The sequence below is a fragment of the Halomonas cibimaris genome (genome assembly GCF_055379665.1).
In genome coordinates, this window is record NZ_AP043828.1 from 2346158 (window position 1) to 2373004 (window position 26847).

Annotated in this window: 30 protein-coding genes; 19 read left to right on the forward strand and 11 right to left on the reverse strand. The window is 59.9% G+C overall.

Annotated features, from left to right (window positions below):
• Positions 1 to 130 precede the first annotated feature (130 nt).
• The 9 genes from ectA (at position 131) to yidD (ending at position 7618) form a co-directional block, all read left to right on the forward strand.
• The gene (gene ectA / locus ACZ415_RS10940) at positions 131 to 709 is read left to right on the forward strand and encodes a diaminobutyrate acetyltransferase (RefSeq protein ID WP_344704708.1); all 579 of its coding nucleotides are present in this window, start codon (positions 131 to 133) and stop codon (positions 707 to 709) included.
• Positions 710 to 827: 118 nt separating this feature from the next.
• Positions 828 to 2114, forward strand: coding sequence for a diaminobutyrate--2-oxoglutarate transaminase (gene ectB / locus ACZ415_RS10945; protein WP_344704709.1), 1287 nt, complete (start codon positions 828 to 830; stop codon positions 2112 to 2114).
• 125 nt (positions 2115 to 2239) lie between these two features.
• Positions 2240 to 2635, forward strand: a complete 396-nt coding sequence (locus ACZ415_RS10950; RefSeq protein WP_344704710.1) for an ectoine synthase — start codon at positions 2240 to 2242, stop codon at positions 2633 to 2635.
• A gap of 322 nt (positions 2636 to 2957) precedes the next feature.
• Positions 2958 to 3785 carry an ATP-dependent zinc protease family protein gene (locus tag ACZ415_RS10955; protein ID WP_344704711.1) on the forward strand — a complete coding sequence of 276 codons (828 nt, stop codon included), beginning with the start codon at positions 2958 to 2960 and terminating at the stop codon, positions 3783 to 3785.
• A 43-nt stretch (positions 3786 to 3828) separates the two neighbouring features.
• Positions 3829 to 5352 (forward strand): inactive transglutaminase family protein, encoded by a 1524-nt coding sequence (locus ACZ415_RS10960; RefSeq protein WP_344704712.1) that lies wholly within the window; start codon positions 3829 to 3831, stop codon positions 5350 to 5352.
• Positions 5349 to 6341, forward strand: coding sequence for an alpha-L-glutamate ligase-like protein (locus ACZ415_RS10965; protein ID WP_344704713.1), 993 nt, complete (start codon positions 5349 to 5351; stop codon positions 6339 to 6341). Before ACZ415_RS10960 ends, ACZ415_RS10965 begins: the two co-directional genes overlap by 4 nt.
• A gap of 21 nt (positions 6342 to 6362) precedes the next feature.
• The gene (locus tag ACZ415_RS10970; protein ID WP_344704714.1) at positions 6363 to 6815 is read left to right on the forward strand and encodes a transcriptional repressor; all 453 of its coding nucleotides are present in this window, start codon (positions 6363 to 6365) and stop codon (positions 6813 to 6815) included.
• A 21-nt stretch (positions 6816 to 6836) separates the two neighbouring features.
• The gene (hisI, locus tag ACZ415_RS10975; protein WP_344704715.1) at positions 6837 to 7304 is read left to right on the forward strand and encodes a phosphoribosyl-AMP cyclohydrolase; all 468 of its coding nucleotides are present in this window, start codon (positions 6837 to 6839) and stop codon (positions 7302 to 7304) included.
• On the forward strand, positions 7301 to 7618 hold the full coding sequence (gene yidD, locus ACZ415_RS10980) for a membrane protein insertion efficiency factor YidD (protein WP_344704716.1): 318 nt from the start codon (positions 7301 to 7303) through the stop codon (positions 7616 to 7618). Before hisI ends, yidD begins: the two co-directional genes overlap by 4 nt.
• Here the strand turns inward: yidD and ACZ415_RS10985 are convergent.
• The 3 genes from ACZ415_RS10985 to ACZ415_RS10995 are packed head-to-tail and all read right to left on the reverse strand — an operon-like array spanning position 7615 to position 9881.
• Complete coding sequence (locus ACZ415_RS10985; protein ID WP_344704717.1) at positions 7615 to 8250, reverse strand: DUF938 domain-containing protein; 636 nt, start codon at positions 8248 to 8250, stop codon at positions 7615 to 7617. The two genes, yidD and ACZ415_RS10985, sit on opposite strands and share 4 nt — an antisense overlap.
• Positions 8247 to 8669, reverse strand: a complete 423-nt coding sequence (locus ACZ415_RS10990) for a SufE family protein (protein ID WP_344704718.1) — start codon at positions 8667 to 8669, stop codon at positions 8247 to 8249. The genes ACZ415_RS10985 and ACZ415_RS10990 overlap by 4 nt, the downstream gene beginning before the upstream one ends.
• Positions 8670 to 8714: 45 nt before the next feature.
• The gene (locus ACZ415_RS10995) at positions 8715 to 9881 is read right to left on the reverse strand and encodes a tyrosine-type recombinase/integrase (protein WP_344704719.1); all 1167 of its coding nucleotides are present in this window, start codon (positions 9879 to 9881) and stop codon (positions 8715 to 8717) included.
• Between the two features lie 240 nt (positions 9882 to 10121).
• On the opposite strand from ACZ415_RS10995, the gene ACZ415_RS11000 reads away from it, so the two are divergent.
• Positions 10122 to 11165, forward strand: a complete 1044-nt coding sequence (locus ACZ415_RS11000; protein WP_344704720.1) for a DNA-binding protein — start codon at positions 10122 to 10124, stop codon at positions 11163 to 11165.
• Positions 11166 to 11233: 68 nt separating this feature from the next.
• Here ACZ415_RS11000 and nfuA read toward each other — a convergent pair whose 3' ends face one another.
• Entirely contained in the window at positions 11234 to 11872 is a 639-nt protein-coding gene (nfuA, locus tag ACZ415_RS11005) for a Fe-S biogenesis protein NfuA (RefSeq protein ID WP_344704721.1), read from the reverse strand.
• A 234-nt stretch (positions 11873 to 12106) separates the two neighbouring features.
• On the opposite strand from nfuA, the gene metH reads away from it, so the two are divergent.
• Positions 12107 to 15805: a methionine synthase gene (metH, locus tag ACZ415_RS11010; RefSeq protein WP_344704722.1), complete on the forward strand. Its 3699-nt coding sequence runs from the start codon at positions 12107 to 12109 to the stop codon at positions 15803 to 15805.
• 12 nt (positions 15806 to 15817) lie between these two features.
• Here metH and smrA read toward each other — a convergent pair whose 3' ends face one another.
• Positions 15818 to 16408 (reverse strand): DNA endonuclease SmrA, encoded by a 591-nt coding sequence (gene smrA, locus ACZ415_RS11015; protein WP_344704723.1) that lies wholly within the window; start codon positions 16406 to 16408, stop codon positions 15818 to 15820.
• 142 nt (positions 16409 to 16550) lie between these two features.
• On the opposite strand from smrA, the gene ACZ415_RS11020 reads away from it, so the two are divergent.
• From ACZ415_RS11020 to ACZ415_RS11035, 4 genes are all read left to right on the forward strand, one after another.
• Positions 16551 to 17042 (forward strand): gamma-glutamylcyclotransferase family protein, encoded by a 492-nt coding sequence (locus ACZ415_RS11020; protein ID WP_344704724.1) that lies wholly within the window; start codon positions 16551 to 16553, stop codon positions 17040 to 17042.
• Positions 17042 to 17662 carry an NAD(P)H:quinone oxidoreductase gene (gene wrbA / locus ACZ415_RS11025; protein ID WP_344704725.1) on the forward strand — a complete coding sequence of 207 codons (621 nt, stop codon included), beginning with the start codon at positions 17042 to 17044 and terminating at the stop codon, positions 17660 to 17662. Before ACZ415_RS11020 ends, wrbA begins: the two co-directional genes overlap by 1 nt.
• Positions 17662 to 18066 carry a DUF2069 domain-containing protein gene (locus ACZ415_RS11030; RefSeq protein ID WP_344704726.1) on the forward strand — a complete coding sequence of 135 codons (405 nt, stop codon included), beginning with the start codon at positions 17662 to 17664 and terminating at the stop codon, positions 18064 to 18066. The genes wrbA and ACZ415_RS11030 overlap by 1 nt, the downstream gene beginning before the upstream one ends.
• Positions 18067 to 18258: 192 nt before the next feature.
• Positions 18259 to 18729 (forward strand): c-type cytochrome, encoded by a 471-nt coding sequence (locus ACZ415_RS11035; protein ID WP_344704727.1) that lies wholly within the window; start codon positions 18259 to 18261, stop codon positions 18727 to 18729.
• Between the two features lie 161 nt (positions 18730 to 18890).
• Here ACZ415_RS11035 and ACZ415_RS11040 read toward each other — a convergent pair whose 3' ends face one another.
• Positions 18891 to 19574 (reverse strand): cytochrome b/b6 domain-containing protein, encoded by a 684-nt coding sequence (locus tag ACZ415_RS11040; protein ID WP_344704728.1) that lies wholly within the window; start codon positions 19572 to 19574, stop codon positions 18891 to 18893.
• A 147-nt stretch (positions 19575 to 19721) separates the two neighbouring features.
• Here ACZ415_RS11040 and ACZ415_RS11045 point away from each other — a divergent pair, with 147 nt between their 5' ends.
• The 3 genes from ACZ415_RS11045 (at position 19722) to pdxH (ending at position 21448) form a co-directional block, all read left to right on the forward strand.
• Positions 19722 to 20411 (forward strand): AzlC family ABC transporter permease, encoded by a 690-nt coding sequence (locus tag ACZ415_RS11045; RefSeq protein WP_344704729.1) that lies wholly within the window; start codon positions 19722 to 19724, stop codon positions 20409 to 20411.
• Positions 20401 to 20742, forward strand: coding sequence for a branched-chain amino acid transporter permease (locus tag ACZ415_RS11050; protein ID WP_344704730.1), 342 nt, complete (start codon positions 20401 to 20403; stop codon positions 20740 to 20742). The genes ACZ415_RS11045 and ACZ415_RS11050 overlap by 11 nt, the downstream gene beginning before the upstream one ends.
• Before the next feature lie 61 nt (positions 20743 to 20803).
• The gene (gene pdxH, locus ACZ415_RS11055; protein ID WP_344704731.1) at positions 20804 to 21448 is read left to right on the forward strand and encodes a pyridoxamine 5'-phosphate oxidase; all 645 of its coding nucleotides are present in this window, start codon (positions 20804 to 20806) and stop codon (positions 21446 to 21448) included.
• 47 nt (positions 21449 to 21495) lie between these two features.
• Here pdxH and ACZ415_RS11060 read toward each other — a convergent pair whose 3' ends face one another.
• Positions 21496 to 24240 (reverse strand): bifunctional acetate--CoA ligase family protein/GNAT family N-acetyltransferase, encoded by a 2745-nt coding sequence (locus ACZ415_RS11060; protein ID WP_344704732.1) that lies wholly within the window; start codon positions 24238 to 24240, stop codon positions 21496 to 21498.
• A gap of 113 nt (positions 24241 to 24353) precedes the next feature.
• Here ACZ415_RS11060 and ACZ415_RS11065 point away from each other — a divergent pair, with 113 nt between their 5' ends.
• Positions 24354 to 25301 carry a histone deacetylase family protein gene (locus tag ACZ415_RS11065; protein WP_344704733.1) on the forward strand — a complete coding sequence of 316 codons (948 nt, stop codon included), beginning with the start codon at positions 24354 to 24356 and terminating at the stop codon, positions 25299 to 25301.
• A gap of 9 nt (positions 25302 to 25310) precedes the next feature.
• Here the strand turns inward: ACZ415_RS11065 and ACZ415_RS11070 are convergent, their stop codons facing one another.
• From ACZ415_RS11070 to tusD, 4 genes are read right to left on the reverse strand one after another with little or no spacing between them, the layout of a single operon-like run.
• Positions 25311 to 25664, reverse strand: a complete 354-nt coding sequence (locus ACZ415_RS11070) for a TusE/DsrC/DsvC family sulfur relay protein (RefSeq protein WP_344704734.1) — start codon at positions 25662 to 25664, stop codon at positions 25311 to 25313.
• Between the two features lie 3 nt (positions 25665 to 25667).
• Positions 25668 to 25961 carry a sulfurtransferase complex subunit TusB gene (gene tusB, locus ACZ415_RS11075; RefSeq protein ID WP_344704735.1) on the reverse strand — a complete coding sequence of 98 codons (294 nt, stop codon included), beginning with the start codon at positions 25959 to 25961 and terminating at the stop codon, positions 25668 to 25670.
• Positions 25962 to 26002: 41 nt separating this feature from the next.
• Positions 26003 to 26362, reverse strand: a complete 360-nt coding sequence (locus ACZ415_RS11080; RefSeq protein ID WP_344704736.1) for a DsrE family protein — start codon at positions 26360 to 26362, stop codon at positions 26003 to 26005.
• 45 nt (positions 26363 to 26407) lie between these two features.
• Positions 26408 to 26800, reverse strand: a complete 393-nt coding sequence (tusD, locus tag ACZ415_RS11085) for a sulfurtransferase complex subunit TusD (RefSeq protein ID WP_344704737.1) — start codon at positions 26798 to 26800, stop codon at positions 26408 to 26410.
• Positions 26801 to 26847: the final 47 nt, after the last annotated feature.

The following is a 26847-nucleotide window of genomic DNA, read 5'->3' on the forward strand; positions in this document are numbered from 1 at the left end:
TAGAGCTGAACTATAGATCTTAACTATAAACTGTAATTATGGAAAAAGGCATAGTGAATAATTGCACTTTTGAATTTGCAAAAAGCGGCTGTTACCATGGCCGCAATCTCGCAACCGCAAACGTAACGACATGAGCAAACCTATACAGCCGTTTACTCCCTCTGCTGATCTTGTGCGGCCTACCGTGGCTGACGCCGTAGTGGGCCGCACGGAAATGCCGCTGTTTATCCGCAAGCCCAACGCGGAAGACGGCTGGGGTATTTACGAGCTGATCAAGTCCTGCCCGCCGCTGGACGTTAACTCAGGCTACGCCTATCTTTTGCTTGCTACGCAGTTTCGTGATACGTGTGCGGTAGCGACCAATGAAGAAGGCGAAGTGGTGGGCTTTGTTTCCGGCTACGTCAAGGATAACGCGCCGGATACCTACTTTTTGTGGCAGGTCGCAGTCGGAGAGAAAGCCCGGGGAACCGGGCTTGCCCGCCGGCTGATAGAGGCCATCATGACGCGTCCGGAACTTGACAGCGTACATCATCTCGAAACCACGATTACCCCGGATAATCTGGCTTCCTGGGGGCTGTTTCGTCGCCTGGCAACGCGCTGGCAGACGCCGCTTAACAGCCGCGAATATTTCTCGACCGAGCAGTTGGGAGGTGAGCATGATCCGGAAAACCTTGTACGTATCGGTCCTTTCCAGACCAGTGCCATCTAGGCATTGCCCCGATTGACACAGCCGGTGCGGGTTTGTCATCGCACAGCGGGTCTACGACACCCGCAGCGGCTTTATCTTTTTCACTGTCCGGAACACGATCCAAAAAAGGAGATCGATCATGCAGACCCAGACGCTTGAACGCATGGAATCGAACGTTCGCACCTATTCGCGCTCTTTCCCGGTGGTCTTCACCAAAGCGCAGGGCGCGCGACTGACCGACGAAAACGGCCGTGAATACATCGACTTTCTTGCCGGCGCCGGCACGCTTAACTACGGCCACAACAACCCGCACCTGAAAAAAGCCATGGTGGACTATCTGGCCACCGACGGCGTCGTGCACGGCCTTGACATGTGGACCTCGGCCAAGCGCGAATACTTTGAAGCGCTTGAACAGCTGATTCTCAAGCCGCGTAACCTCGACTACAAGATCCAGCTGCCGGGGCCGACCGGTACCAACGCAGTCGAAGCCGCCATTCGCCTGGCGCGCAAGGTCAAAAACCGCCACAACATCGTCACCTTCACCAACGGCTTCCACGGCGTCACCATGGGCGCGCTGGCCACCACCGGCAACCGCAAGTTCCGTGAAAACACCGGCGGCATTCCCATGACCGGCGCCAGCTTCGTGCCGTATGACGGCTATATGGGCGAGGCGACCAACACGCTGGACTACTTTGAAAAGCTGCTGGGCGACAAGTCCGGCGGTCTGGACCTGCCGGCGGCGGTTATCGTGGAAACCGTGCAGGGCGAGGGCGGTATCAACGTTTCCGGCCTGGAGTGGCTCAAGCGCCTGGAAAGCATTTGCCACGCCCACGATATCCTGCTGATCGTGGACGACATCCAGGCCGGCTGCGGCCGCACCGGCAAGTTCTTCAGCTTTGAACATGCCGGCATCGTGCCCGACATGGTAACCAACTCCAAGTCGCTTTCCGGCTTTGGCCTGCCGTTTTCCCACGTGCTCATGCGGCCCGAGCTCGACCAGTGGCAGCCCGGCCAGTACAACGGCACGTTCCGCGGCTTTAACTTGGCCATGATTACGGCTGCGGCGGCCATCAAGCAGTACTGGTCCGACGATGCGCTGGAAAAAGACGTTCAGCGCAAGGGCAAGATCATCGAAGAGCGTTTCCAGAAACTGGCCGCCATGCTGACCGAGGCGGGTATGCCGGCGTCCGAGCGCGGTCGCGGCATGATGCGCGGTATTGATGTGCAGACCGGCGACGTGGCCGATAAGATCACCGGCAAAGCTTTCGAGCACGGCCTGATCATCGAAACCAGCGGCCACGACGGTGAAGTGGTCAAATGCCTGTGCCCGCTGACCATCAGCGATGAAGATCTGCAGCAGGGTCTCGATATCCTTGAAGCTTCTGTAAAAGCCGTAACAGGCAAACAGGCCGCGGCTACCGCATAAAGGGTTGCGCGCCGGCGCAGCGCCGATACCATAAAGCCGGTAAACGGACGTATCAGCCAACTGATAGCCGCTTAACTGATTTTCCAGCGGCCCGCTACGGGCCGCTTTTTTTGGGAGCCTTAACCATGATTGTTCGCAACCTTGAGCAAGCGCGTCAGACCGATCGCAAAGTAACCGCGGAAAACGGCAACTGGGACAGCACGCGTCTGTCGCTGGCCGACGACGGCGGAAACTGCTCGTTTCACATCACGCGGATTTTCGCCGGAACCGAAACCCACATTCATTACAAAAACCACTTCGAAGCCGTGTACTGCATGGAAGGCGAAGGGGAAGTGGAAACGCTGGCCGACGGCAAGATCTGGCCGATCAAGCCCGGCGATATTTATATTCTCGACCAGCACGATGAACATCTGCTGCGCGCTTCCAAGACCATGCATTTGGCCTGCGTTTTCACGCCCGGTCTGACCGGTAACGAAGTGCATCGTGAAGACGGCTCTTACGCGCCGGCCGGCGAACAGTAAGCGTCACGCCTGTACCAGGCCGGCGGCTGGCTGATGAGCTGCCGGCCGCCGCTGAAAGCCTCGCACGTGCGAGGCTTTTCGGTATGGGGGATACGGCTGGAAACGCAGAGAAAGCAGAATCACTGGCCAACGCATAGGTTCGCATAATATATATTATGTTAAATCGCGGAACCCACAAGGATCCGCATAGAAAGGCGCTTGCAGGCAAACGTGCACCAAGTGTGTATATCGCAAAAACCTTATGCCCCGGATGCCCCAGCAATGGACAACGCAACGGCATTGTCCTTATCATCGCGTATTGTCATAAACCAAGGATGCTCGTATGCGCTACGGCTTTGCCGGGCTGGCAGCGATGTTTGCGCTAACGCTTGCCGGCTGCTCTTTCCTACAGCCGCCAACGCCGACGCCTGCCCCGCTAACGACGCCGGCCTTCGATGCGCGTATGGCTCAGCTGCAAGCACAGGTTGACCGGCAGTGTGACGCGTCTGACCTGCTGGCGGATCAGCGCCGCTATCGCCAGAGCCTGACGGCGGATGTACGAGAAGTCGGCGGTCTGCTGCGTCGCCTGCGCGAGGATATCTCAGCGCTGCAAAAGCAAAGCGACCAGCCCACCGTAGTGCGCAAAGCCTGTGAAGCCGACAGCCTGCTGAGCACAAAAACGCTGGTGGGCCGCAATGAATGGGTGGGACTGCCCAAACTGGAAACCTACCTCAAGGCACGCATCGACTCCGGTGCCAAGACCTCTTCTCTCTCGGCTGACGATATTACCGCGTTTGAGCGCGACGGCGATGACTGGGTACGCTTTAAGCTTTCGCTGACTGACGACGATGCCGTGGTGGATGCCCAGCGCGGCAAATGGATTGAAGCGCCGGTTGATCGCCGCGTGCGGATTGTTCAGGCAACCGGCGAAGAAACGCGCCCGGTGATCTCTTTGCTGATGACCCTTGGGCCGATTCGCCAAAACGTGGCGTTTACCCTCAACGACCGCGCCCATCTGGATTACCCGGTGCTTTTAGGTCGGCGATTTCTGCTTGATATCGCGCTGATCGACGTGGCTCAGCGCTATATTCACAAGCGACCTTCCTTTGAGCAGAACGCCGGTTCAAACAAAGACGACGCCGCTTCGCCTGCAAGAGATAACGCCCCATAGCGCGCGGCTGCTTGGCGCCCGCTTTGCTCACAAGGATTTTTGCATGTCACGGCTCGCGTTTTACTTGATCGTCGGCGTTTTGCTGACTGCCGGCATCGCCATGACTGCCCATCGCCATTTGCAGTTCGAAATTCCCTGGCTGCCCGGCGAACAGCGCCAGGTCTGGGAAGTCGAGGCGATGATCACCTTCAACGCTGAAGACGGGCCTGTCTCGGTTGACTTTGCCCTGCCCTCGCATCAGCAAGGGTATCGCGTACTGACCGAAAACACCGCCTCGTCGGGCTACGGCCTGGCCTACGAGGCCAGTGCGTACGGCCGACGCGCCAACTGGACGACTCGCAGTGCGGTCGGCCAGCAGCAGCTTTACTATTCCGTTCAGCTGCTGGTTTCCCCGGAGTCTCGCGTCAATGCCCCGCCGCCGCCCAAGCTGGCGGCTGCCACGGCCTGGGAGCGCCCCTACGGCACCGCAGCGCGTCAGGTCATCGAGCGCGCCTGGTCGCGCAGTGCCGATAACGCCACCTTTGCGCGTGAGCTGATTCGAGACATCAACGGCGAGCGGCAGGGAGAAAACGCGCGCCTGCTGCTAACACAGTTTGAAGCCACCGAGCTGATTGTGCGGCTACTGCACCAGGCTAAGGTAAGGGCCCGCGCGGTTAGCGGCCTGACCCTTGAAAACGGCCGCCGCCGACAAACGCTGAACAGCTGGATACAGGTATACAGCGAAGACGACCAGCAATGGTGGCTGTTCAACCCGGCCACCGGAGAACAAGGCAAGCCGGAGAACCTGCTGCTGTGGGAAGCCGGCGGTGAGGCCGTGCTGGAGGTGGAAGGCGGTCGCGATTCGCGCGTGACGTTTTCCATGCTGACCCACTCTCAGCCGGCCGCCGCGGCGGTGCGCAATCATCATTCCGACGATACCCTGCTGAATTTTTCGATTCACAGCCTGCCGCTGGAAGAACAGGCGCTGTTTCAGACCATTTTGCTGATTCCCATCGGCGCACTGGTGGTGGTCGTTCTGCGCGTGCTGGTGGGCATCAAGACATCAGGCACTTTCATGCCGGTGCTCATCGCACTGGCGTTCATCCAGACATCGCTGATCACCGGGCTGCTGGGGTTTTTGCTGGTGGTGGCCGTAGGGCTGGTCATTCGTAACTATCTGTCGTATTTGAACCTGCTGCTGGTGGCGCGGGTGTCGGCGGTGATCATTACGGTTATTGCGATTATTTCTGTCTTTTCGGTGATTGCCTATCGCATGGGGCTCAACGCCGGGCTGACCATTACCTTCTTCCCCATGATCATTCTTTCCTGGACCATCGAGCGCATGTCGATTCTCTGGGAAGAAGAAGGCCCCAAGGAGGTAATGATCCAAGGCGGCGGCAGCCTGATGACCGCGGTGGTCGTCTATCTGGCGATGAACAACCCGGTGGTACGCCATATCACCTTCAACTTTCTGGGCGTGCAGCTGATTCTCATGGCGCTGATTTTGCTGCTGGGCAACTATACCGGCTATCGGCTGCTTGAACTGCGTCGTTTCAAGCCCATTACCGACGACGAGCCCGGCACATGAGCTGGCTACGTCACTGGGCCCGCCCTTCGCGCCTGAAAGCCAAGGGCATCGTGGGCATGAACCGGCGCAACATCTACTATATCGGCCGCTATAATGACCGCCGGCTGTATCCGCTGGTTGACGACAAACTGCAGACCAAGCTGCTGGCACAGCGCCACGGCGTTACCACCCCGGCGCTGATCGGCACCGTTACAACCCAGTTCAGCGTCAAGCGCATGGGCACCATGCTCAAGGGGTGCCCGGGGTTTGTGATCAAGCCGGCCAAGGGCAGCGGCGGCAAGGGCATTCTGGTGGTGGAAAGCGCCGATGCCGACGGCTTTTTCAAGCCCAGCGGTACGCGCCTGACGCTTGCCGACATCGAGCGTCACGTGTCCAATATCCTGTCCGGGCTTTATTCGCTCGGCGGCTCGCCGGACGTGGCCGTGGTCGAAACGCTGATCAACTTTGAAGACAGCCTGATGGCCTATACCTACGAAGGCGTGCCGGATATTCGCGTTATCGTGTTCAAGGGCTACCCGGTCATGGCCATGATGCGGCTTTCCACCGCGGCCTCGGACGGCAAGGCCAACCTGCATCAAGGGGCGGTCGGCGTCGGCATCGACATGGCCAGCGGCCAGGCGCTGCGCGGCGTGCAGTTTGATTTGCCCTGCCATCAGCATCCGGATACTCGGCACGACCTGGCAAGCCTTGCCGTTCCCCAGTGGCATACGCTGTTGAACCTTGCCGCCAGCTGCTATGAAATGACCGGGCTTGGCTATCTGGGCACCGATATGGTGCTTGACCGCCAGCACGGGCCGATGCTGCTGGAGCTGAACGCTCGCCCGGGGCTTGCCATTCAGATGACCAACGGCGAGGGCCTGCGCCGCCGGCTTGATCTGATCGAGCGTCAGCCTGACGATGTTTCGCCTGCCGAGCGCGTGGCGTTCTCGCAGCACCACTTTGCCCGGCAAAGCGAGCTTGTCGAGCCGTCCGGTGCCACCGATGCCTAGCCGTTTTCAGGTAGGTCGCCCATGAGTGAACTGCACACCCTGCTGGCGCAGGCGGAAGCCCGCTGTCTGTCGCGCGGCGCACGTTTCACCCCGATACGCCGGCGCGTGCTGGAATTGATTGCCGCCAGCAGCGGCGGCCTGAAAGCCTATGACCTGCTCGATCAGCTGTCTGCCGAGCACGCCGCGGCGCGCCCGCCGACGATCTATCGCGCACTGGCGTTTTTAACCCGGCAAGGGCTGGTGCATCGCATCGAGTCGCAAAACGCCTATGTCGCCTGCGCCTGCCCCGAGCACGCCCACGGCTTTCAGCTGCTGATCTGCAGCACTTGCGGCTACGTAGAAGAGATCCATTTTGACGATATCAGCCAGCAGCTGGCCGAACGCGCCCGCCGCGCCGGCTTTGCCGTACAACGCCAGACCATCGAACTGATCGGTTTATGTACGCGCTGCCAGACACTGTCTGACACCCCTTAACTTCATCGGGAGTACCCTGCCATGCCGCTTATCGCAAGTGAACCCGCCGATACGCTGTTCAAACGGCTGGAAAGCGCCCGGCCCGACGATGCCCTGCCCGCCGCCGCGGAAGTGCTGAACGCGGCGCGCTTCAACGCCGACGGGCTGATTCCTGCCGTCGCTCAGCAGCACGACAGCGGTGAAGTGCTGATGATGGCGTGGATGAATCGCGAAGCGCTGGAAGAAACTCTGCGCACCGCCCGCGTGTGCTATTTCTCTCGCTCACGGGGCACGCTGTGGCGCAAGGGAGAAACCTCCGGCCAGCAGCAGCGGCTCAAGGCCGCCTTTCTCGACTGCGACGGCGACACGCTGCTGCTACAGGTAGACCAGACCGGCGCGGCCTGCCACAGCGGCCGGCGCAGCTGCTTTTATGTGGATGTGACGGCCACGCCCCGCATCGCCAGCGCCCCGCTGGTGGACCCGGCAAGCCTCTACGGAAGCACGCCGTGACACGCTTGTTACGCCGCGGCCTGACGGCGGTGCTGGTTGGGATCGTGCGAGGGTATCAGTGGGGCATAAGCCCGCTGCTGGGACCGCGCTGCCGGTTTTGGCCCAGCTGCAGCGCCTATACGGTGGAGGCACTCAAGGTGCACGGCCCGCTCAGGGGCGTTGTCTTGGCTGCCAGGCGCATCGTCCGCTGCCATCCGGGGAGCGACGGCGGCATCGATCCGGTACCGGGCGGGCCAAGCGAGGCCCTGTGCCGGGAAGACCCCGAGCTCGACGAACACTTTCGCCCGCGCCAGTCGGAGGGCGCCGACCGTTAAGCGGCGCGGCGGCGAAAGACCACGCTCAGATTGTTGGCCGGCATTTCCACCACGGCATCCAGTGCCAAACCGTGGGCGGCTGCCTCAGCCTCGACGCTCTCCAGGCAACGCAGGCCCCAGGCCGGGTTGCGCGTTTTCAAGTCTTCGTCGAACGCTCGATTGCCAGGCGCGGTTGGCATGCCCCGACGCCGGTACGGGCCGTAGAGAAACAGTATGCCGTTTTCCGCAAGATACTGGCCTGCCCGGTGCATCAGCGCGACGGTGGCCTGCCAGGGTGAAATATGAATCAGGTTGATGGCCACCACGGCGTCAAACGTCGTGTCGCGCCAGCCATCCGGCCAGCCGGCGATGACGTCCAACGCGACCGGAGCCCGCAGGTTATCGCCCCGCCCTTCTTTTTGCTCAAGCCGCCGCCAGGCCTGAATTGATGCAAGCGCCTCCGGTGCGGTATCGCTTGGCTGCCACAGCCAGCCGGGCATGGCGCGGGCAAAATGGACGCCGTGCTCGCCGCTGCCGCTGGCCAGCTCCAGCACCCGGGCGTTGGCCGGCAGATGCTCGCGCAGCACCGCCAGGATCGGCTCGCGGTTGCGGCTTGCTGCCGGGCTGTGGCGTCGCGGGTCGTCGGCACTCATGGCGTGCGTGCGGCTTCCTGCTCGGCCACCTGAAAGATGCGCTGCAGCATGGCGTGCAGGCCGTTGCTGCGCGTGGGCGAAAGGTGTTTATCCAGCCCCAGGTCGGCCAGAAAATGCGGCTCGGCGGCGCAGATTTCCTCGGCGCTGCGCTCGCTGTAGATGCGCAGCAGCACCGCGATCAGCCCGGACACAATGGCCGCATCCGAGGTGGCGTAAAACGTCAGCTGGCCGTCTTGCTCTTCGTGGTTCATCCAGACGTTGGACTGGCAGCCCTTGATCTTGTATTCCTCGATTTTCCACGTCTCGGGGAAAGTCGGCAGCTGTTTGCCCATGTCAATAATGTACTGGTAGCGGTCCATCCAGTTGTCAAACATCTCGAACTCTTCAACGAGCTCTTGCTGGGCCTGTTCGGCGCTCATGGCGAGTCCTTTTTCGTCAGGTGAATACGGGCGCATTATAACGCGTTAGCGCCCCGGTGAAACGCCGGGCCGTTCTTCGTCCGGTGCGGGCATCAGGCGGTGGCGCTGCTGCTCGGCGTGCCAGCGGGCGTTTTCGGTGTGCAGGTAGCGCGAGGTGGTATCCAGCCGTGAATGGCGCGCACTTTCTGCAAGGTAGTGCAAATCAATGCCGGCCTGGGCCTGGTGGGTAATCGACGTGTGGCGCAGCCAGTGCGGCGTCGCCTGCCGCAGGGTCGCCGCCCAAGCGGGGTCGCCGCCCTCGGCCTTTAGCGCTGCGGCCCCGCGCATGAAGGTATCGCGCATCAGCCGATAGAGCTGGTTATCGGTGATCCCGCGTTTGCCGTCCAGCGCGCGCATCAGCGGCGTCGCTTCATCGTGGCCCGGCAGCGGCGCCAGGCCGAGCGTTTCTCGCCACTGTCTCAGGCAGGTGGCAAAATCATCCGGCACCGGCACTTCGGCCTGCTTGTCGCCCTTTCCCACCACGTGCCACCAAAGGCGCCCTTCTCGGGTGTAAAAGTCGTCCATGCGCGCAGCGGCCATTTCACTGATGCGAGGGGCCAGCAGGTAGGCAAAACCAAACGCAAAGCGCAGGCGTTGCTGCTTATAGCGCGTGCGCGGGGTGGCCTCAACGGCCAGCGGCCGGTTCAGCCACTGCCACAGCCAGTCCCATAGATCCCGCTCCAGGTAGCGTTCGATGCGCGTGCGCTGATTGTTGAGCCGGCGCGATTTATCCCGCATCAGCCGGAACGGGTTGTGGGCGACCCACCCGGCTTCTGCCAGCCAGCCGAACATGCCCTGCAGTATCACCAGCGCCTGGCGCCGGCTGGCCGGTGACAGTGCTCCGCGAAACGGGCGCCAGTCCGGATGATCCTCGGCCCGCGTAGGGCCGCACCAGTCTGCCGGCGGGTCGGCCAAAAACGCCTCGAAGCGGCGCAGCGTTTCACGATTCACCTCGGCCAGGCATATACCGCGCGCGTTAAGCCACAGCAAAAGCCGCTTGGCCTCGCGCCGGTAGGCACGCAGGGTCTGCGGCGTATCGCGGTATTCCGCCAGCCACTGGGCTACGGCCTGGCCGTCCGTTGTTGCCTGAATAAGCGCTTTATCGCTGCTCGGGGTGTCAATGACACCGTCGCTGGGAAGCGTTGTATTCAGCGCAGTGGGCATATCTGTCATGGTCGCTGTATGGCTCCTTGCAGGTGTGGGCTTAGTCTGGCGTTACGCAAAGAAAAACTCAAGATAAGGCGGGTAATCCTGAATTTATAGGCGATTTCATAATAAAAGTTACGTAATACGTATTATGTAATTATTGCTTTTTATCACCTCAATGCTGACAATACGCCTATACGCAGCTGCGCAAACAAGCAGCCGCCAAAATCACCAAAGCCAGCAGGCACAAAACAGAGAGGGCAACAGATGGCACGCAGCGGCATTCAATACGCCGACGTCCGCCGGGCGATTGATGAGCTCATTGCCCGGGGCGATAACCCGAGCGTGCAGCGCATTCGCGAAGTGTTGGGCACGGGCAGCTTTACCACCATCAGCGATCATGTCCGCCGCTGGCGCGATGAGTGCGAGAAAAATCGTGATGTGCCCTCGCCTCGAGAAATACCGGAGGCGATCGTATCGCTGGCAGCTGATATGTGGCGCCAGGCCCAGGAAGCTGCCAATGAAGGGCTCACCCATTACCGTGAAGAGGCCAAGCGTGAGGTGGCGGCGGCGCAGGAAGAGGCGCAAAAGGCCCGGCAGGAAGCCGACAATGCCGCCCAGCGGGAAAGCGCCTTGGCCGAGCACCTGCGCCACCGGGAAGCGCACATCGAAGGGCTGAGCACTCAGCTTGCCGAAAGCCGTGAAAAACAAGAGCAGCTCGCCGCACGCTGCGATAGCGCCGAGCAGAAAAGCGAGAAGCTGAAAAAAGAAAGCGCCGAGCAGCACGCCAGGCTGACCCGGCAAGACCAGGCGCATCGCGATGAGGTCAGAGAGCAGAGAGAGGCCTTTGACCGCCAGCTCGCCGAAGAGCAGCAGCGCAACGAAGCCACTGAGGGAAAACTGCTGGCGCTGCTGGACGGCGTGCGCCAAGAGCGTGCCGACGACCACAAGGCCCAGCAAAAGCGCACGCGCCGGCTTGAGAAACGCCTGGAAGCGCTCAGTGAAGAAAACGAACAGGTACAGCACCAGCTAAAAGCCGCCCAGGAGGCCGGTGCAAGCTGGCAGCGCCACGGCGAGGCGCTAAAAAGCGGTTTGCAGGAGGAAAAAGCCGCCGCCGAAGAAGCCCGCCGCCGCGCCCAGCGTCTGCAAGAGCAGCTGCATCGGACGCAGCACACGCTGGAAGAAGAGCGCAAGCGCCACGCCCAGGATGCTCGCTGGCAGGCCAGCCTGAGCCAGCGGCTGGAGGCTTTGCAGCATCAGGTAGCCAGTTTGCCTGCGGCCACGCCGGCGCAGAATGGCGATACTGAATAACAACGCTACAGCGCAAAACGCCCCGCTAGTAAGCGGGGCGTCGGAGGACGGGAAACGACAGTGCGACGCTATTTGTAGTACGCGTTCGTGGTGTCGGAGTGGTCGGTAACGTCGCGAATGCCGCTCATTTCGGGAATGCGCTCAAGCAAGGTGCGCTCAACGCCGTGTTTGAGCGTGATATCGACCGCCGCACAGCCTTGGCAGCCGCCGCCGAAAGACAGCACGGCGACGTTGTCGTCGGTCAGCTCAACCAGGCGAATCTCACCGCCGTGGGCGGCAAGCCCCGGATTGATTTCGCTGTAGAGCACGTAGTTGATACGATCTTCCAGCGGGCTGTCGGCGTTGACCTTGGGCATTTTAGCGTTGGGCGCCTTGATGGTCAGCTGCCCTCCCATGCGATCGGCGTTGAAGTCAACCACGGCCTCTTCCAGAAAGTTGACGCTGTTTTTTTCCAGAAAGACGCGAATTTTCTCCAGCTCCAAAGCGACGTCATCGGGCTCTTCTTCCCCCGGACGGCAGTACGCCAGGCAGGTCTCGGCGTAGGGCGTGCCGGGCTGAGTAATGAAAATGCGCACGGCGATGCCCTCGACGTTTTGCTTGGCCAGAAGCTCAGCGAGGTAGTCCTGCGCGCTTGGGGTGATCTCGATGCCCTGGGGGTCGGCGCTTTGCTGTGTTTTGGTGTCTTGCGCTTCAGCGGTTGTGGTCATGAGGTTTCTTTTCTCCCGTGGCAGCCGGGCTGCGCATTGCGGCAAATATTTCCCCAATGGTAAGCAAAACCGGACGCCGACACAATCCTGACCGTTTTACTCGGCTTTACCCGGCAAGCTGCGCCCAGGCGTGCGCTTTGATATAGTAGCTTGCCCGCCTGCCGTGCCCGCTCACCTGCCGGCAGCGCAACACAAATCCAACTTTTACGGTGACGCTGGAGATCTCCCTCTGCTATGGCTGCTAGTGCTGTAACCGCGACCCTTGAAGAGCGCCTTGCGCAACGCATTCTGATTCTCGACGGCGGCATGGGCACCATGCTGCAAAACGCGCAGCTCAGCGAGGCCGAGTTTCGAGGCGAGCGCTTCAGCGACTGGCCGAGCGATCTAAAGGGCAATAACGACCTGCTGGTACTGACCTGCCCGGACGTGGTGACGCGGATTCACCGCGACTACCTTGAGGCCGGCGCCGATATCATCGAAACCAACACGTTTAACAGCACCCGGCTGTCCCAGTCGGACTACGGCATGGAAACGCTGGTCGGCGAGCTCAACTTCGAAGCGGCACGACTGGCGCGCGACGTCTGCGACGCGGTGGCCAGTGAGACCGGCACGCCGCGCTACGTGGCCGGGGTGCTGGGGCCGACCTCGCGCACCGCGTCATTGTCTCCGGACGTCAACGACCCGTCCAAACGCAACGTAACTTTCGATGCGCTGCGGGAAAACTATCTCGAAGCGGCTGCCGCGCTGGTGGACGGCGGCGCGGACCTGATCCTTATCGAAACGGTCTTCGACACGCTCAACGCCAAGGCGGCCATCTATGCGCTGGAAGAGCTGTTCGAGGCGCGCGGCGAGCGCACCCCGGTGATGATTTCCGGCACCATTACCGATGCCTCCGGGCGCACGCTCTCCGGCCAGACCACCGAGGCGTTCTGGAACTCCGTGCGCCACGCCAAGCCGTTTTCCGTCGGCCTTAACTGCGCGCTGGGCGCCGAGGAGCTGCGCCCCTATCTGGCCGAGCTGGCGGAAAAGGCCGATACCTTTGTCTCGGCCCACCCCAACGCCGGGCTGCCCAACGAGTTTGGCGAATACGACCAGTCCGCCGAGGAAATGTCGTCCATCGTCGCCGAGTTCGCCGAAAGCGGGCTGGTCAACATCATCGGCGGCTGCTGCGGCTCGGCGCCCGAGCATATCCGCATGATCGCCGAGGCCGTGGCCGGCATGGCCCCTCGCGAGATCCCCAAGCGCCCCGCCGCCTGCCGGCTTTCAGGCCTTGAGCCGTTCAACATCGAGGCCGACTCGCTGTTCGTCAACGTCGGCGAGCGCACCAACGTGACGGGTTCGGCGCGTTTCAAGCGGCTGATCAAGGAAGAAGACTACACCACCGCGCTGGAGGTCGCGCTGGAGCAGGTGGAAAACGGCGCCCAGGTCATCGACATCAACATGGACGAAGGGATGCTCGAATCCCGGGATGCCATGGTGCGCTTTCTCAACCTGATCGCCGGCGAGCCCGATATTGCCCGGGTGCCGATCATGATCGACTCCTCCAAGTGGGAGATCATCGAGGCGGGCCTTGCCTGCATTCAGGGCAAGGCCGTGGTCAACTCCATCTCGCTCAAGGAAGGCGAGGCGCAATTCCGCGAGCAGGCGACCAAATGCCGGCGCTTTGGCGCGGCGGTCGTGGTCATGGCGTTTGACGAAGACGGCCAGGCGGATACGTTCCAGCGCAAGACAGAAATCTGCGCGCGCGCCTACCGCCTGCTGGTGGACGACATCGGCTTTCCCGCCGAAGATATCATCTTCGACCCCAATATCTTTGCCATCGCTACCGGCATTGAAGAGCACAACAACTACGGCGTGGACTTTATTCAGGCCACGGAGTGGATTCGCGACAACCTGCCCCACGCCATGGTCTCCGGCGGCGTTTCCAACGTGTCGTTCTCGTTTCGCGGCAACAACGCCGTGCGCGAGGCCATTCACTCGGTATTTTTGTATCACGCGGTCAAGGCGGGCCTTTCCATGGGCATCGTCAACGCCGGCCAGCTGGGGGTGTACGACGACCTGGACGCCGAGCTGCGCGACGCCGTGGAAGACGTAGTACTCAACCGCCGGGACGACGCCACCGAGCGCCTGCTTGACCTTGCAGAAACGTACAAAAACGAGGCCGCCGGCGGTGGGTCCAAAAAAGAAGACCTGGAATGGCGTGAATACGACGTCGCCAAGCGCATCGAACACGCCCTGGTCAAGGGCATCACCAGCCACATCGTTGACGACACCGAACAGGCCCGCCAGCAGTTCGACCGCCCCATCGAGGTCATCGAAGGCCCGCTGATGGACGGCATGAACGTGGTGGGCGATCTGTTCGGCGCGGGCAAGATGTTTCTGCCCCAGGTGGTCAAGTCTGCCCGGGTGATGAAGCAGGCGGTCGCGCATCTGCTGCCCTATATCGAGGCGGAAAAGGACGAAAATGCCCAGGCCAAGGGCAAGATTGTCATGGCCACGGTGAAAGGCGACGTTCACGATATCGGCAAGAACATCGTCGGCGTGGTGCTGCAGTGCAACAATTACGAGGTGATTGACCTTGGCGTCATGGTGCCGGCGGAGAAGATCTTGCAAACCGCTATCGACGAAAACGCCGACATGATCGGGCTTTCCGGACTGATTACGCCGTCGCTGGACGAGATGGTCAGCGTCGCCAAGGAAATGCAGCGCCGAAAGTTCGAGCTGCCGCTTTTGATCGGCGGGGCCACCACCTCCAAGGCGCACACGGCGGTCAAGGTCGACCCGCAGTATCAAAACCCGGTGATTTACGTCACCGACGCTTCCCGCGCGGTGGGCGTGGCCAGCCGGCTGCTGGCGGACAATCTGAAAGACGCCTACGTGGCCGAAATCAGCGCCGACTACGACAAGGTGCGCGAGCGTAACGCCAAGCGCCGGCCCAAAGCCGCCGATCTGACCTACGAGCAGGCGCGCAAGCGGCGCTTTCGTACCGACTGGGAAGCCTATACGCCGCCGGCACCTCACACCCAGGGGTTGGTGACGTTTGACGACTACGATCTCGAAGCGATCGTCGATTTTATCGACTGGACGCCGTTTTTCATGAGCTGGCAGCTGGCCGGCAAGTACCCGAAAATTCTCGATGACAAGGTGGTCGGCGAAGCGGCGCGCAGCCTGTTTGCCGACGCCCGCGCCATGCTCGACAAGATGATCAGCGAAAAGCGCATTCGGGCCAAGGGCGTCATCGGCCTGTGGCCGGCCAACAGCGTCAACGACGATGAAATTGAAATCTACCGCGATGAATCCCGCACCGAGGTGGTCGAACGGCTCCATCACATCCGCCAGCAAACTACCAAGGGCCGGGACGGCCTGTGCTATAGCCTGGCCGACTTCGTCGCACCCAAAGACACCGGCAAGCCCGACTGGATCGGCGGCTTTGCCGTAACCACCGGCCACGGCGTGGACGAACTCAGCCAAACTTACAAGGATGCCGGCGACGACTACAGCGCCATTATGGTGCAAGCGCTCACCGACCGCATGGCCGAGGCCTTCGCCGAGCTGCTCCATGAGCGAGTGCGCAAGGAATACTGGGGCTATGTGCCGGAGGAAACCCTGGACAACGCCGAGCTGATTGCCGAACACTACCAGGGCATTCGCCCGGCACCGGGCTATCCGGCCTGCCCGGACCACACCGAGAAAACCAAGCTGTTCGCGCTGCTGGATGCCACCGAGCACACCGGCCTTGAGCTGACCGAGAACTTTGCCATGTGGCCGGCCGCTGCCGTGGCCGGCTGGTATTTTTCTCATCCGCAGTCGAAATACTTTTCCACCGGCAAGATCACTCGGGATCAGGTCGAAGCGCTCGCCGCGCGCAAGGGCCGCCCGCTGGATGATATGGAACGCTGGCTGGCGCCTGTGCTCTCCTACGACCCGGCTTAGCCTGAGACGCAACTAGCCGCGGCGTTTTTGCTGGCGCTCGCGGTTGTTGGCCCGGGCGCGCGGGCTTTTGCGCAGCATAACCCAAGTGGCCCCCAGGCCGCCGTCTGCCGGCTGCGCCGAGGCGTACGCCTGCACCCTGTCAAACTGGGGTAGCCACTTGGCGATGTAGGAACGCAGCACGTTGGCGGGGCTGTCGATTTCTCGCCCGCGACCGTGCACAATCAGCACGGCGCGCAGATCGCTGCTGCCGGCCTCTTCGATAAAGGCAAACAGCTGCCTTCGACACTCGGTCAGCGGCAAACGCAGCAGATGAAGCTGTGCCTGCGCCGGGTAGCCGCCGTGCCTCAGCCTGTCGGCCACGCCCTGCTGAATGCCGTTTTGGCGGTACGCCATAGGATCATTCGGTGCCAGCAGCTCGACAAAATCATCCGACAGGAAGTTGCGCTCGCTGACGTCTTGCTCCGCCGCGTCGCGCCGGGCCTGCCCGGCATCGGCACTGTCCGGCGGCGCCTTGCCCGGATCGGCGCGGTTATCGCGCTTGAGCGGCGTTACCTCGCCGACCATGGCCGCAAAGTCTGCCTGGTCACGCAGTGGCTGGCTCATTTTTCTTACCTCCGGCTGACAACCCATGACGCGATGGAATCGGAACAACGCTCATCGAAACGCTCATCGAGACAGCGCGCATTCCCACGGCGTTGCTGACGACGCCAGCGTACCAAAACCCGCCAGGCGGCTTAAGCGTATCGTGGCCTATGGTATAGCACTTGTCGGCACGGTGCTGCTGGCCTTGGCGGTGTGGTGGTGGTTTGTCTGGCTGAGCCCCTGGGGCTATCAGCGTCCGGCGGATCTGGCGCCTGTACGCCCCGGTTCGCATCAGGTGTTTGTTTACGGCACCCTGCGCTACGCGCCGGTACGCTATGTAGTGATGGGCACTGCTGGGCGTATTGATGATGCCACCCTGCCCGGTTTTCGGCGCTGCGGGCTCAATATCGCCCCGGCAAAAAACGGCCGGGTAGCCGGCCAGGTATTTCGCGCGTCTGCCGCTGAGCTTTCCCGGCTTGACCGCTATGAACGGCTTGGCGTTCGCTATACTCGCCGGTTGATCACGCTTGCTGACGGCACTCAAGCCTGGGTCTACCGGCGATTATCACCAAGCGGTGACGGGCAAACCCCCATGGGGTGCCCCGGCTCTGATACCATCAGCGTGGACAACGATGCCCACCAGGGAGCCCGCTAATGCGTTCCGAACTGCCGTATATTCTTGTTTTGTACTATTCCCGCTCCGGCGCGACAGCCGACATGGCGCGACAGATCGCCAAAGGGGTCGAAAGCATCCCCGGGATTGAGGCGCGCCTGCGCACTGTGCCGCCGGTATCGCCGGTGTCTGAGGCAGTGGCGCCGGAAATTCCCGAACAAGGCGCCGTGTATGTCGACCACGATGACCTGCGCCACGCCAGCGGCCTGGCATTGGGCAGCCCCACGCGTTTTGGCAACATGGCCTCGCCGGTCAAGTATTTTCTTGATACCACCAGCAGCCTGTGGCTCAACGGTGCGATGATCGATAAGCCGGCCTGCGCATTTACTTCAACCGCCAGCCTTCACGGCGGCCAGGAAACGACGCTGGTGTCCATGCTGCTGCCGCTTTTGCATCACGGCATGGTGTATGCCGGCATTCCTTACAGCGAAACCGCACTGCTGGAAACCCAGGGCGGCGGTACGCCCTACGGCGCCAGTCACCTTGCCGGCCCGCGCAGCGACCGTCCGGTGGATGAGCATGAGCGCGCGCTGTGCGTGGCCCAGGGCAAACGCATGGCCCGTTTGGGGCTTGCACTTGCGGCCATGCGGGAGGCGAGGTGATGCGCCAATGGCTGGAGGAGCTGGAGCAACGGCAAGGCCTTGCCACGTTAACCCGGCGCGCTCGCCGGTTGGTCATCGTAAGCTTTATCGTACTGCTGGCGCTGATGGTCTATCGCGGCCTGCTGATTCAAGACGACGCCGGTTTCAACTGGCGCCCTATCGTGGCGTTTGTGCTTCCGCTGGTGCTGTTTCTGCCCTCGGTAATTGGCCAGCGTCCGCGCGGGCATGCCTGGCTTGCGTTTGTTAGCCTGCTGTATTTCATGCAGGGCGTGATGGTCGCCACCCTGCCCGGTCAGCACTTTCGCGGCCTGCTCGAAGCCGGGGTGGCGCTGGCGCTATTCACCGGCTGCATGGGCTACGCACGATTTCGCAGCCGGCTACTGCGCGAGCGCGCCGATAGCTGAATCGCGCGCTCTGCGTAAGGTGCTACTTTTTTACATCTTCAGGTAATAAGTTTATTAAGCTAAGGTAAGCGGACGTAGAATGCGTTAACCGCTATAGACGTTGCACCGCAGCGTGCCAGAAATCGTGCGCGATCGCTGCTGTGTAATCGTCCTGTAAAGATATAGCCGTGTAAAAGATAAAGGAGAAACCTGATGCGTATTATGAAAACCGGCCTGAGCGCTGCGGCCTGTGCCGTGCTTTTGACTCTGGGGGCTACGGCCAGTGCCGCTGAGCCTGAAGACGCGATTCACTATCGTCAGTCGGCGTTTGGCGTTATAGGCTGGCACTTCAGCCCGATTGCGGATATGGCCAAGGGCGACGTGGAATACGACGCCGACGAATTTGCCCGTCGCGCGCAAAACGTAGCGGATTTGGCTTCCATGCCGTGGGAAGGGTTTGTCGATGGCACCTACCAAAACGACGGCCACGGCATCAACACCGATGCGCTTGCCAAGATTGCCGACAATCCGGATGACTTTCAGCAAAAGCAGCAGGATATGATGGACGAGGCACAAAAACTGGCCAAGATTGCCCAGGAAAAGGATTTTCGTACCTCGCGCGCCCAGCTGTCCAAAGTAGGCAAAACCTGCAAAAACTGCCACGACGACTATCGCGCCGAATAAACCAGCCGCCGCATAGCGGCGCTGCCGGCTTTCGGGCGACTTTTCCGAATAGCTTTTAGCGGGAAGCTGCGGCTTCCCGCTTTTGTATTTCTCAGTACGCATGTCCTTTTTAGTGCGTATGTACTTTTTTAGCGCGTATGTTTTTCAGGCGTGTGAGCGTTTTACCAGAACCACCACGTCAAGCTGACGCTCGCGGCACCGGCAATAGCCACCAGGCCCAGCCATAGCGGACGCTGCGTCAGCGTAGGCGAATCGGGAGCGGCATCCACGGGCGGGCCGGGCAAGCGCTTGTTGCCGGTGAACATGGCACCCACCAGCTTCTCGCCCAGCAGTCGATGTAACACAATGGCCCCCAGATGCAAGCCGATCAGTACCAGCAGCAGCGTCGCGTTGTAATTGTGTAGCGTCAGCAGCGTTTTGCTAACGTCTTGTCCCAGCGCGGCGTAAAGCGGCGCTTCAAAAAAGATATCATCGCTGAGAAATAAACCGCTCACTCCCTGAAACGTCAGTGACAGCAGCATCACCAATACCATCCAGCCGCCGATGGGATTGTGTCCGGCATAGGGTTGGGGATTTCGCTTGATCAGGCCCCAAGCGTAATCCAGAGACGTTTGCGGAGAGCGCAGAAATGTCGCGAAGCGTGCAAAAAAGCTGCCGACAATGCCCCAGAACCAGCGAAAGGCCAGCAGCCCAAGGACAATATAGCCCGCCTTGGCATGTACCTCTGCCGGGAAGAGAAACGGCTTGGCTTCGGTTTTCATGGTGTAAAACGATACCAGCACGGCAAGGACCAACGCCCAATGAAAAAGCCTTACATAAACATCCCAGACACGAATACGCTGCATAGCCTGCTCCTCAGATTAGCCGATGACATATCGATAGAGCAGTTTCGCATTTATTTTGTCTTTCTCATAGAATATGAGCCGGGTAAACAAGCATGCCGGACGGTATAGTTCCACCAAGGGAAAGTGTGTGATCAAGGAGACAGGCACGTGATCAGTCAAACGTGGCGCGAAGCCGGCAAGCAAACCCTGCCGGTCATGTTTGGATACTTACCGCTGGGGGCCGCCTTTGGCATCGTGGCCATTGAAGTGGGCATTCCCTGGTATGCAGCCGCGGTGATGTCGCTGATCATCTATGCCGGTGCCGGGCAGTTCCTGGCGACGACGCTGCTGGCTGCAGGCGCGGGGCTAACCGAGGTCGCCGTGGCGACGATGATGCTCAATTCGCGCCATGTGTTTTACGGCTTATCCTTGCTAAAGCGCTTTCAAGGCGCGGGCTGGCGCAAGCTCTACATGATCTTTGCCCTGACCGACGAAACCTATTCGCTTTTGACCAGCCAGTCGGCCTATTCTCATGCGCTGGGGTTTCGCATCAGCCTGCTCAATCATCTTTGGTGGTTTACCGGCACTCTAATCGGTATTGCGGTAGGCAGCGCCCAGCTGTTTAATAGCCAGGGAATAGAGTTCGCTCTGACTGCGCTGTTTATTGTCCTTACGCTTGAGCAGGCCAAGCGGCTGAAACAGGCGTTGCCCTTTGGCATCGCCCTGCTGACAGGGCTCGGCGCCGTTTTTTTGCTGCCGGAACGCCATTTGCTGCTGGGCGCTATCAGCAGCGCCAGTTTATTACTGCTGGCGCATTACTCTCATGACCAACGCCGGAAGAATTCTCATGCTGTCTGACCCGGTATGGCAACTGATCGTGGTTTGCGCACTTGCCACCTTCGCGACCCGTATTCTTCCCTTTATTGCCCTGTCACGACAGGCCGATCACCCGCTGGTCTTGCATCTTGGCCGCTATTTACCGCCGGCCGTCATGCTGATTCTGGTAATCTATGCCCTGCGTGACTTTACGCCGCTAACGTCGAGCTGGCAGCTGAACATGGGCGACAGCGGCCTGCCGCTGGTGTTCGCTTCGCTGGTGGTGGCCGGCTTGCACGTATGGCGACGCAACGCCTTGCTTTCCATTGTGCTGGGCACCGTAGCCTACATGCTCATGGTTCAGCTGAGCTGATCGGGTTGAGCTTTGCTATTATAGCAGCCAACATGATGCATACATTCAAGAGAGAAACCCCATGACACGCAACATAGCCGATATCAGGCGTGACTATGAAGGCGGTCGTCTTGACGACTCGCAAACGCCCGCCGATCCGTTCACGTTATTCGATGAATGGATAACGCTGGCGCTGGAAAAGGAAGGCGAAGACGGCAATGCCATGACGCTGGCCACAGCGGATAGCCAGGGGCGCCCGCACGCACGGGTTGTGCTGCTCAAAGGTTTTGATGCAAACGGCATGGTATTTTATACCAACTACCATAGCCACAAGGGCAGCGAGCTGAGCAACGTGCCCTATGCAGCGCTGACGTTCTGGTGGCCGGCGCTGTCTCGCCAGGTGCGCATTGAAGGCAGCGTCGAGCAGGTAGATGCCGATGAATCCGACGCGTATTTCAACAGCCGCCCGCGCAACAGTCAGCTGGGTACATGGATCGCCACTCAAAGCGTCATCATCCCCGATCGCAACTGGATTGAAGAACGCCAGCAGCGCTTTGAACAAGCGTACGACAATCAGGAAGTTCCACGGCCCATTCACTGGGGGGGCTACCGTGTACTGCCGGACATGATCGAATTCTGGCAGGGTCAGCCAAGCCGACTGCATGACCGGATTCGTTACGAGCGCCGCGACAGCGAGAGCTGGCAGCGCTTTCGTCTGGCGCCCTGAGCCGTTGGCAGCGATCCAGGAGGCCGTTTACGGCGTGACGGCGCTCTTTATACGGAGCTTTCCAGCCGGTGGCGCTGCCACTCGTTTTCCGGCTCGTTCAGCCGTAAAACGGCCTCTACTACCTGCTCTTCCATATCAAAACGGCACTTGAATCCCAAGTGTTTCATCAGTGCCCGCATGGGACGATTATCCATCATGATAGTGCCGACCATTTCGATAATGCCGATATGGCGGCAATAGCTGATCATTTTTTGCATTAACAGGCTACCGATCCCCAGCCCCTGCAAATCATCGCGGATAATAATGGAAAATTCCGTGCGTAGATTATCCGGATCATTCCATACGCGCACGACACCGAGCATTTCACGCTCGCCCTCTTCCGGCTGATACTCGGCAATAAAGGCCATCTGGCGGTCATAGTTAATATGCGAAAGGATAGACAGATCCCGCTGGGAAAGATCGGCTTTGTTGTGGAAGTAGCGAAAGCGAATGCTCTGTTCAGAAAGCCGGCGATGAAAAGCACTAATCAGCGGTGCATCTTCGGCACGTACCGGGCGCACTTCAACCGGCCAGCCGTTTTTCAGCGTCGTCCATTCCCTAAGCTCTTCAGGATACGGCATGATCGCAAAGCGTGCCGGCTTGCCCAGGTCCATGGCAAAGTCTACCGCTACCATACCGTCACGGTTGAGCAGCAGCGGATTGAGCTCAAGCCCTTGCAGTTCCAGCAAGTCCGTTGCCATCTGCGAAAGTTTGACCAGCAGCTCGCAAAGCTGCTTAATGTCGTGCTCCGGCTCTGCCGAATGTTCACGTATCAGCGATGCCACGTGCGTACGCCCTACTACGTCGGCGGCCAGGCTCATGTTCAGCGGCGGTAGTGCGACCTGGCGGTCCGCCAGCACGTTGGCTTTATACCCGCCGGTGCCGAAAACAATCAGCGGCCCAAACACCGCATCGCGGGTAATACCGGCACACACCTGCATGGAGTGCTTGCCCCGCTGCATGGGCTGCAGGCAATATTCGCGGATCGTGTAATCGGGAAATTTTTCTCGTACTTTATCGCCCAGGCGCACGATTCCGTCGGCGACCTGCTCGGGCGTTTCCAGATCCTGCAGCAGGCCGGCAGAAATCTTGTGTGGATGCTTGCGATAGCGAAACGGTCGACAGTTGCCTTCATGGACAACCTTCAGCGCCTTGGGGCCTGCAATCTGCGCGGCTTTTTCCCGCGCATCTGCCGGCGTATGCAGATATAGGCTGTGGGCTGTGGGGATGCCGTACGCGCTGAGCACCTGGGCGGTTTCCCCGTGGGTAAGCGTTTGCCGGCCGTCGGCACGGGCTGCTTGAATCAAACCATGACAGTGAGCACGAATAGTGGCGCTGGTTGCAAACGGCAGGCTCGGCGGTGTTTCCTGCAGCAGCGTCTGCACGCGCTGGTAGTTCACCATATGCATAAAAGCCTTGACCGCTTTCTCTGGAGATATATACGTTGGAATGCTCGCTTGGCTACAGGCATGGCGCGCGGCCTGCGCTTCTTTAAGCCCCATCCAGCTGGTGAGCAGGTTTCGCCGCACTTTGGGCCGCTGCTCAATCAGCGCCTGCGCCGTTTCTTGAGACGGCGCAAGACGGGTAGCGGCATGCACCAGCAATACAGCATCGACACCCGGGTCGGCGCTGACGATAGCCAGCGCCTTGACCAGGCGGGACGGCGTCGCGTTGCCGCTGAGATCCACCGGGTTTTCTCCCGGCTTGCTGATGTCCAGCCCCTGCTGCTCAAGAATTTCACGGGTTTCATTGCTAAAGCGGGCCAGCCTGCCACCGGCGCTGATGAGCTTATCAATCGCCAGCATGGCCGGGCCCAGGCCATTTGACACAATGGCCAGCCGGTCGCCTTTAAGCGGGCGCATGTGCGATAGCGTTTCCAGCGCATCCAAGAGATCGTCAGAGTCGTCGACGCGTACAACGCCGGCCCGGGAAAACGCCGCGTCGAAAACAGCATCGCGATGGGCAATGCCCGGTGTGACCAAAGGCTCGGTCAGTGCCGCAGCGGATGTGCGCCCGCTTTTGATCGCAACCACCAAGTGGTTACGTGAGGCATCGCGCAGTGCCGTCATAAAATGCTGGGCATCACGAATGTGCTCAAGGTGCAGCAAAATGGCCTGAGCGGGGGAATACTGGTTGATGTAGTCCAGCACATCGGGAAGCAACACATCAACGCTGTTTCCCACCGTAACCACATGAGAAAAGCCGATATCGCGTCCGGCGGCCCAGTCGATCATGGCGTTGGCCAGCATGCCTGACTGCCCAAGGTAGGCCACTCGTCCGGCCTTGACCGGTTGACTGGCGTAAGACGCGTTGAGCTTTCTGCCGGGCACGATAATGCCCATGCACTCTGGCCCCAAAAGGCGTATGCCTGATGTTCGGGCAGCGCTCAGCATGCGCTTTTTCACCGACTCCTGATCGTGACGGTCACGATCCAGATGGGCGCCACCGGAAAGAACCAGTGCCGCCTTGGCGCCCAACGTCCCCAGCTCATCAATGAGCCCCGGCACGCTTTCAATATCGGTACAGATAACCGCCAGGTCCGGGATAACCGGCAATTCACTAATCTGCGCTACACGGGAGACGCCAAAAACTTCCGCTTCGCCGCGTTGATCGACCGCCCACAGTTTGCCGCGAAAGCCGCCTTCCTGAACGTTGCGCAGCACCAGCCCGCCTAGAGACTCAGAATCTTCCGAAGCGCCAATAACGGCCAGCGATGCCGGCTGCAGAAAGTGGTGCAAGAATTTTGTACTCACCTTGCCTCTCCCATAATAAAGTAAGCCTTACCCGTAACATTACGACCTATGGGCAGTGTGAAACACCCCTGCTTTTTGCTTAAGCTACGCACTAACCTCAACGGAGCGCCCCGATGATCACCGCCTATATCACACATCCCCACTGTGCCCTGCATCATATGGGCCCGGAACATCCCGAATCTCCCAAGCGGCTGGAAGCCATCAATGCGGGGCTTGCGCTTGCCGGCCTGCTGCAGCAGACCATGCAGTCCGACGCCAAAGAAGCCAGCCGCGAAGACCTGGCGCGGGTACATCCCCACGGCCATTTGCAGGCGCTCAAGGATGTGGTTCCCCATCAAGACATCGTGATGCTAAACGACGATACGCTGATGAACCCCGATAGCCTGAAAGCCGCCGCAGTCGCTGCCGGCGCTGCTTTGCGGGGGGTCGACCAGGTTTTTCGCCACCAGGCGGATAATGTCTTCTGTGCCGTTCGCCCGCCGGGACATCACGCAGAGGCCGCGGGGACCATGGGGTTTTGCTTCTATAACAACATCGCCGTTGCCGCCGCCTATGCGCGCGATCGATACGCGGCTCAGCGCATTGCCATACTCGACTTCGATGTGCACCAGTGCAACGGTACCATTGATATCTTTCAACATGACCCGAATATATTGATCTGTTCCAGTTTCCAAACCCCCTTCTATCCTTGGCGTTACATGGAAAACGAATGCCATAACGTAGTGAATACGCCGCTGAAAGCGGGTACAACCGGAGAAGACTTCCGCCAATTGATAGAAGATCAGTGGTTACCGGCATTGCATGCCTTCAAGCCTGATTTGGTATTACTATCAGCCGGCTTTGACGCTCATCGAGATGATCCGATGTCGGATATCAATCTGGAAGATGGAGATTTTTATTGGATTACCCGGGTCGCGATGGAGATTGCCGCACTGTACGCGGATGGCCGTTTGGTATCAGTGCTTGAAGGCGGCTATCATCTTGAGTCGTTGGCAAGTGCATCACAGGCGCATCTTAAGGCGCTTTTGGGTCTGCCATTTGCAGCGGCAACCGCGTATTAGAAGGATGCTTTAAAGACAGTTGGTAGGTTTGGGCAGACCCGCGATACGGGCGGCACGTTTTGCCGGACTTTCAGGAAAAAGCGACAATAAATAAATTGAACGGCCCTTTTCTTCGCCCAGCTCTTGTTTTATAGCTTTAATCCAGGCACGCATGGCCGGCGCCATTTCAAAACGTGCATAGAAGCGCCGCAAGACCCAAATAAGTTCCCAGTGCGCATCCGTTAGTGTGATGCCGTCTTCTTCTGCCAGCGCATTTGCTACAGTTTCTGACCAGTCTTCCATATTGACGAGGTATTCTTCACTATCTAGAGGTATTTTTTTTTCATTTATTGAAAGATAACGGTATATTTTTTCGTTACACATACGTTAATACCAGCTGATGGTTTGCCGGGTCTGCGCGGTCAACGCTACGAAGGTCTCCATGCCAACCAGCGCAACCTTCTGAGCGTTGGCGATACTCATCAACCCTCGGGCATGTACATCATCTTCCAACGCATAGAGTTTTTCTGGACCAAGCCGGTGACCTTCCCACTCGGCGTCAAGCACAGCGTACACGCCATCTTCGATCAGCAGCAGCACGTCTCCCGGCGCCATGGCAGAAAGTGCCTGAGCCGCGGCTTGTCCACTACTCGGCGGGCAGTTCAGCACGTGCAGAATCATTGTTACCTCCTGCCACACCAGCATCTCTTGCATGGCATCAATTAAAAAACAAGGATGTGTTCCGCACCCTGGAACAGGGCCTGAACTTCGTTCGGATCGAGCTGTTTCGTGTTGCCAGTTAGCTGACTATCGTCAAGCCCTCGCACTGCCGCATCGTCTATGGGCAAGTACAGCGTTTCGACATCGTACATTTCCAGCATATGGATGATCGGTAGCGTAGCCTTCTGCCCGGGAGCACCCTGCGATTGTTCCGGCAGCAGCGCCAATATGCCCTGCCCCATGAACAGCGGTACTACCGGCTTACCAAACGCGGCGGCTACCAGCAGTGCATCCAAGCTTTCACGCAGCCTGACGCCCTGATGTGGCGCGCTGCGTATCACGACAAGTAGCGTATTATTCATGGCGTATCACCCTTTTACAGAAAAGCCCAACCTTGGCAGGTGCGGCTACGCGGCAAAAGTAATGACGCGATCACAGCGCTGCTGCAATTCAAGCAGCTGGCCCAGCCCGGTTAGCTCAAAGGGGGGCGACACGTTATGGTGACTCTGGCCGTGGCGGGCCGCCTCAGCTTTATCAAGCAACCCGCGCCGCAGGGCAGCTGCAATGCAAACATCAAGCTTTACCCCGCACGCTTGATGCAGTGAACGCCACAGCTCCAGAAGGTTCGCCTCGTCTTGCGGAGGCGTCATCAGTGAAGACGCATTATGCACGCCGTCACGATAAAAAAACACGCTTTCCAGCGTGTGGCCCTGCGCCAGAAGGGTCCGGGCAAAACGTAATGCCGAATGCGGCGCCTGGCTACTATACGGCGCGCCCATTACCAGCAGTGCGTAGTTCATGTAACGCCCTCAGAGTTAACCCGATCAGGGAAAACAAAGGCCTCGGC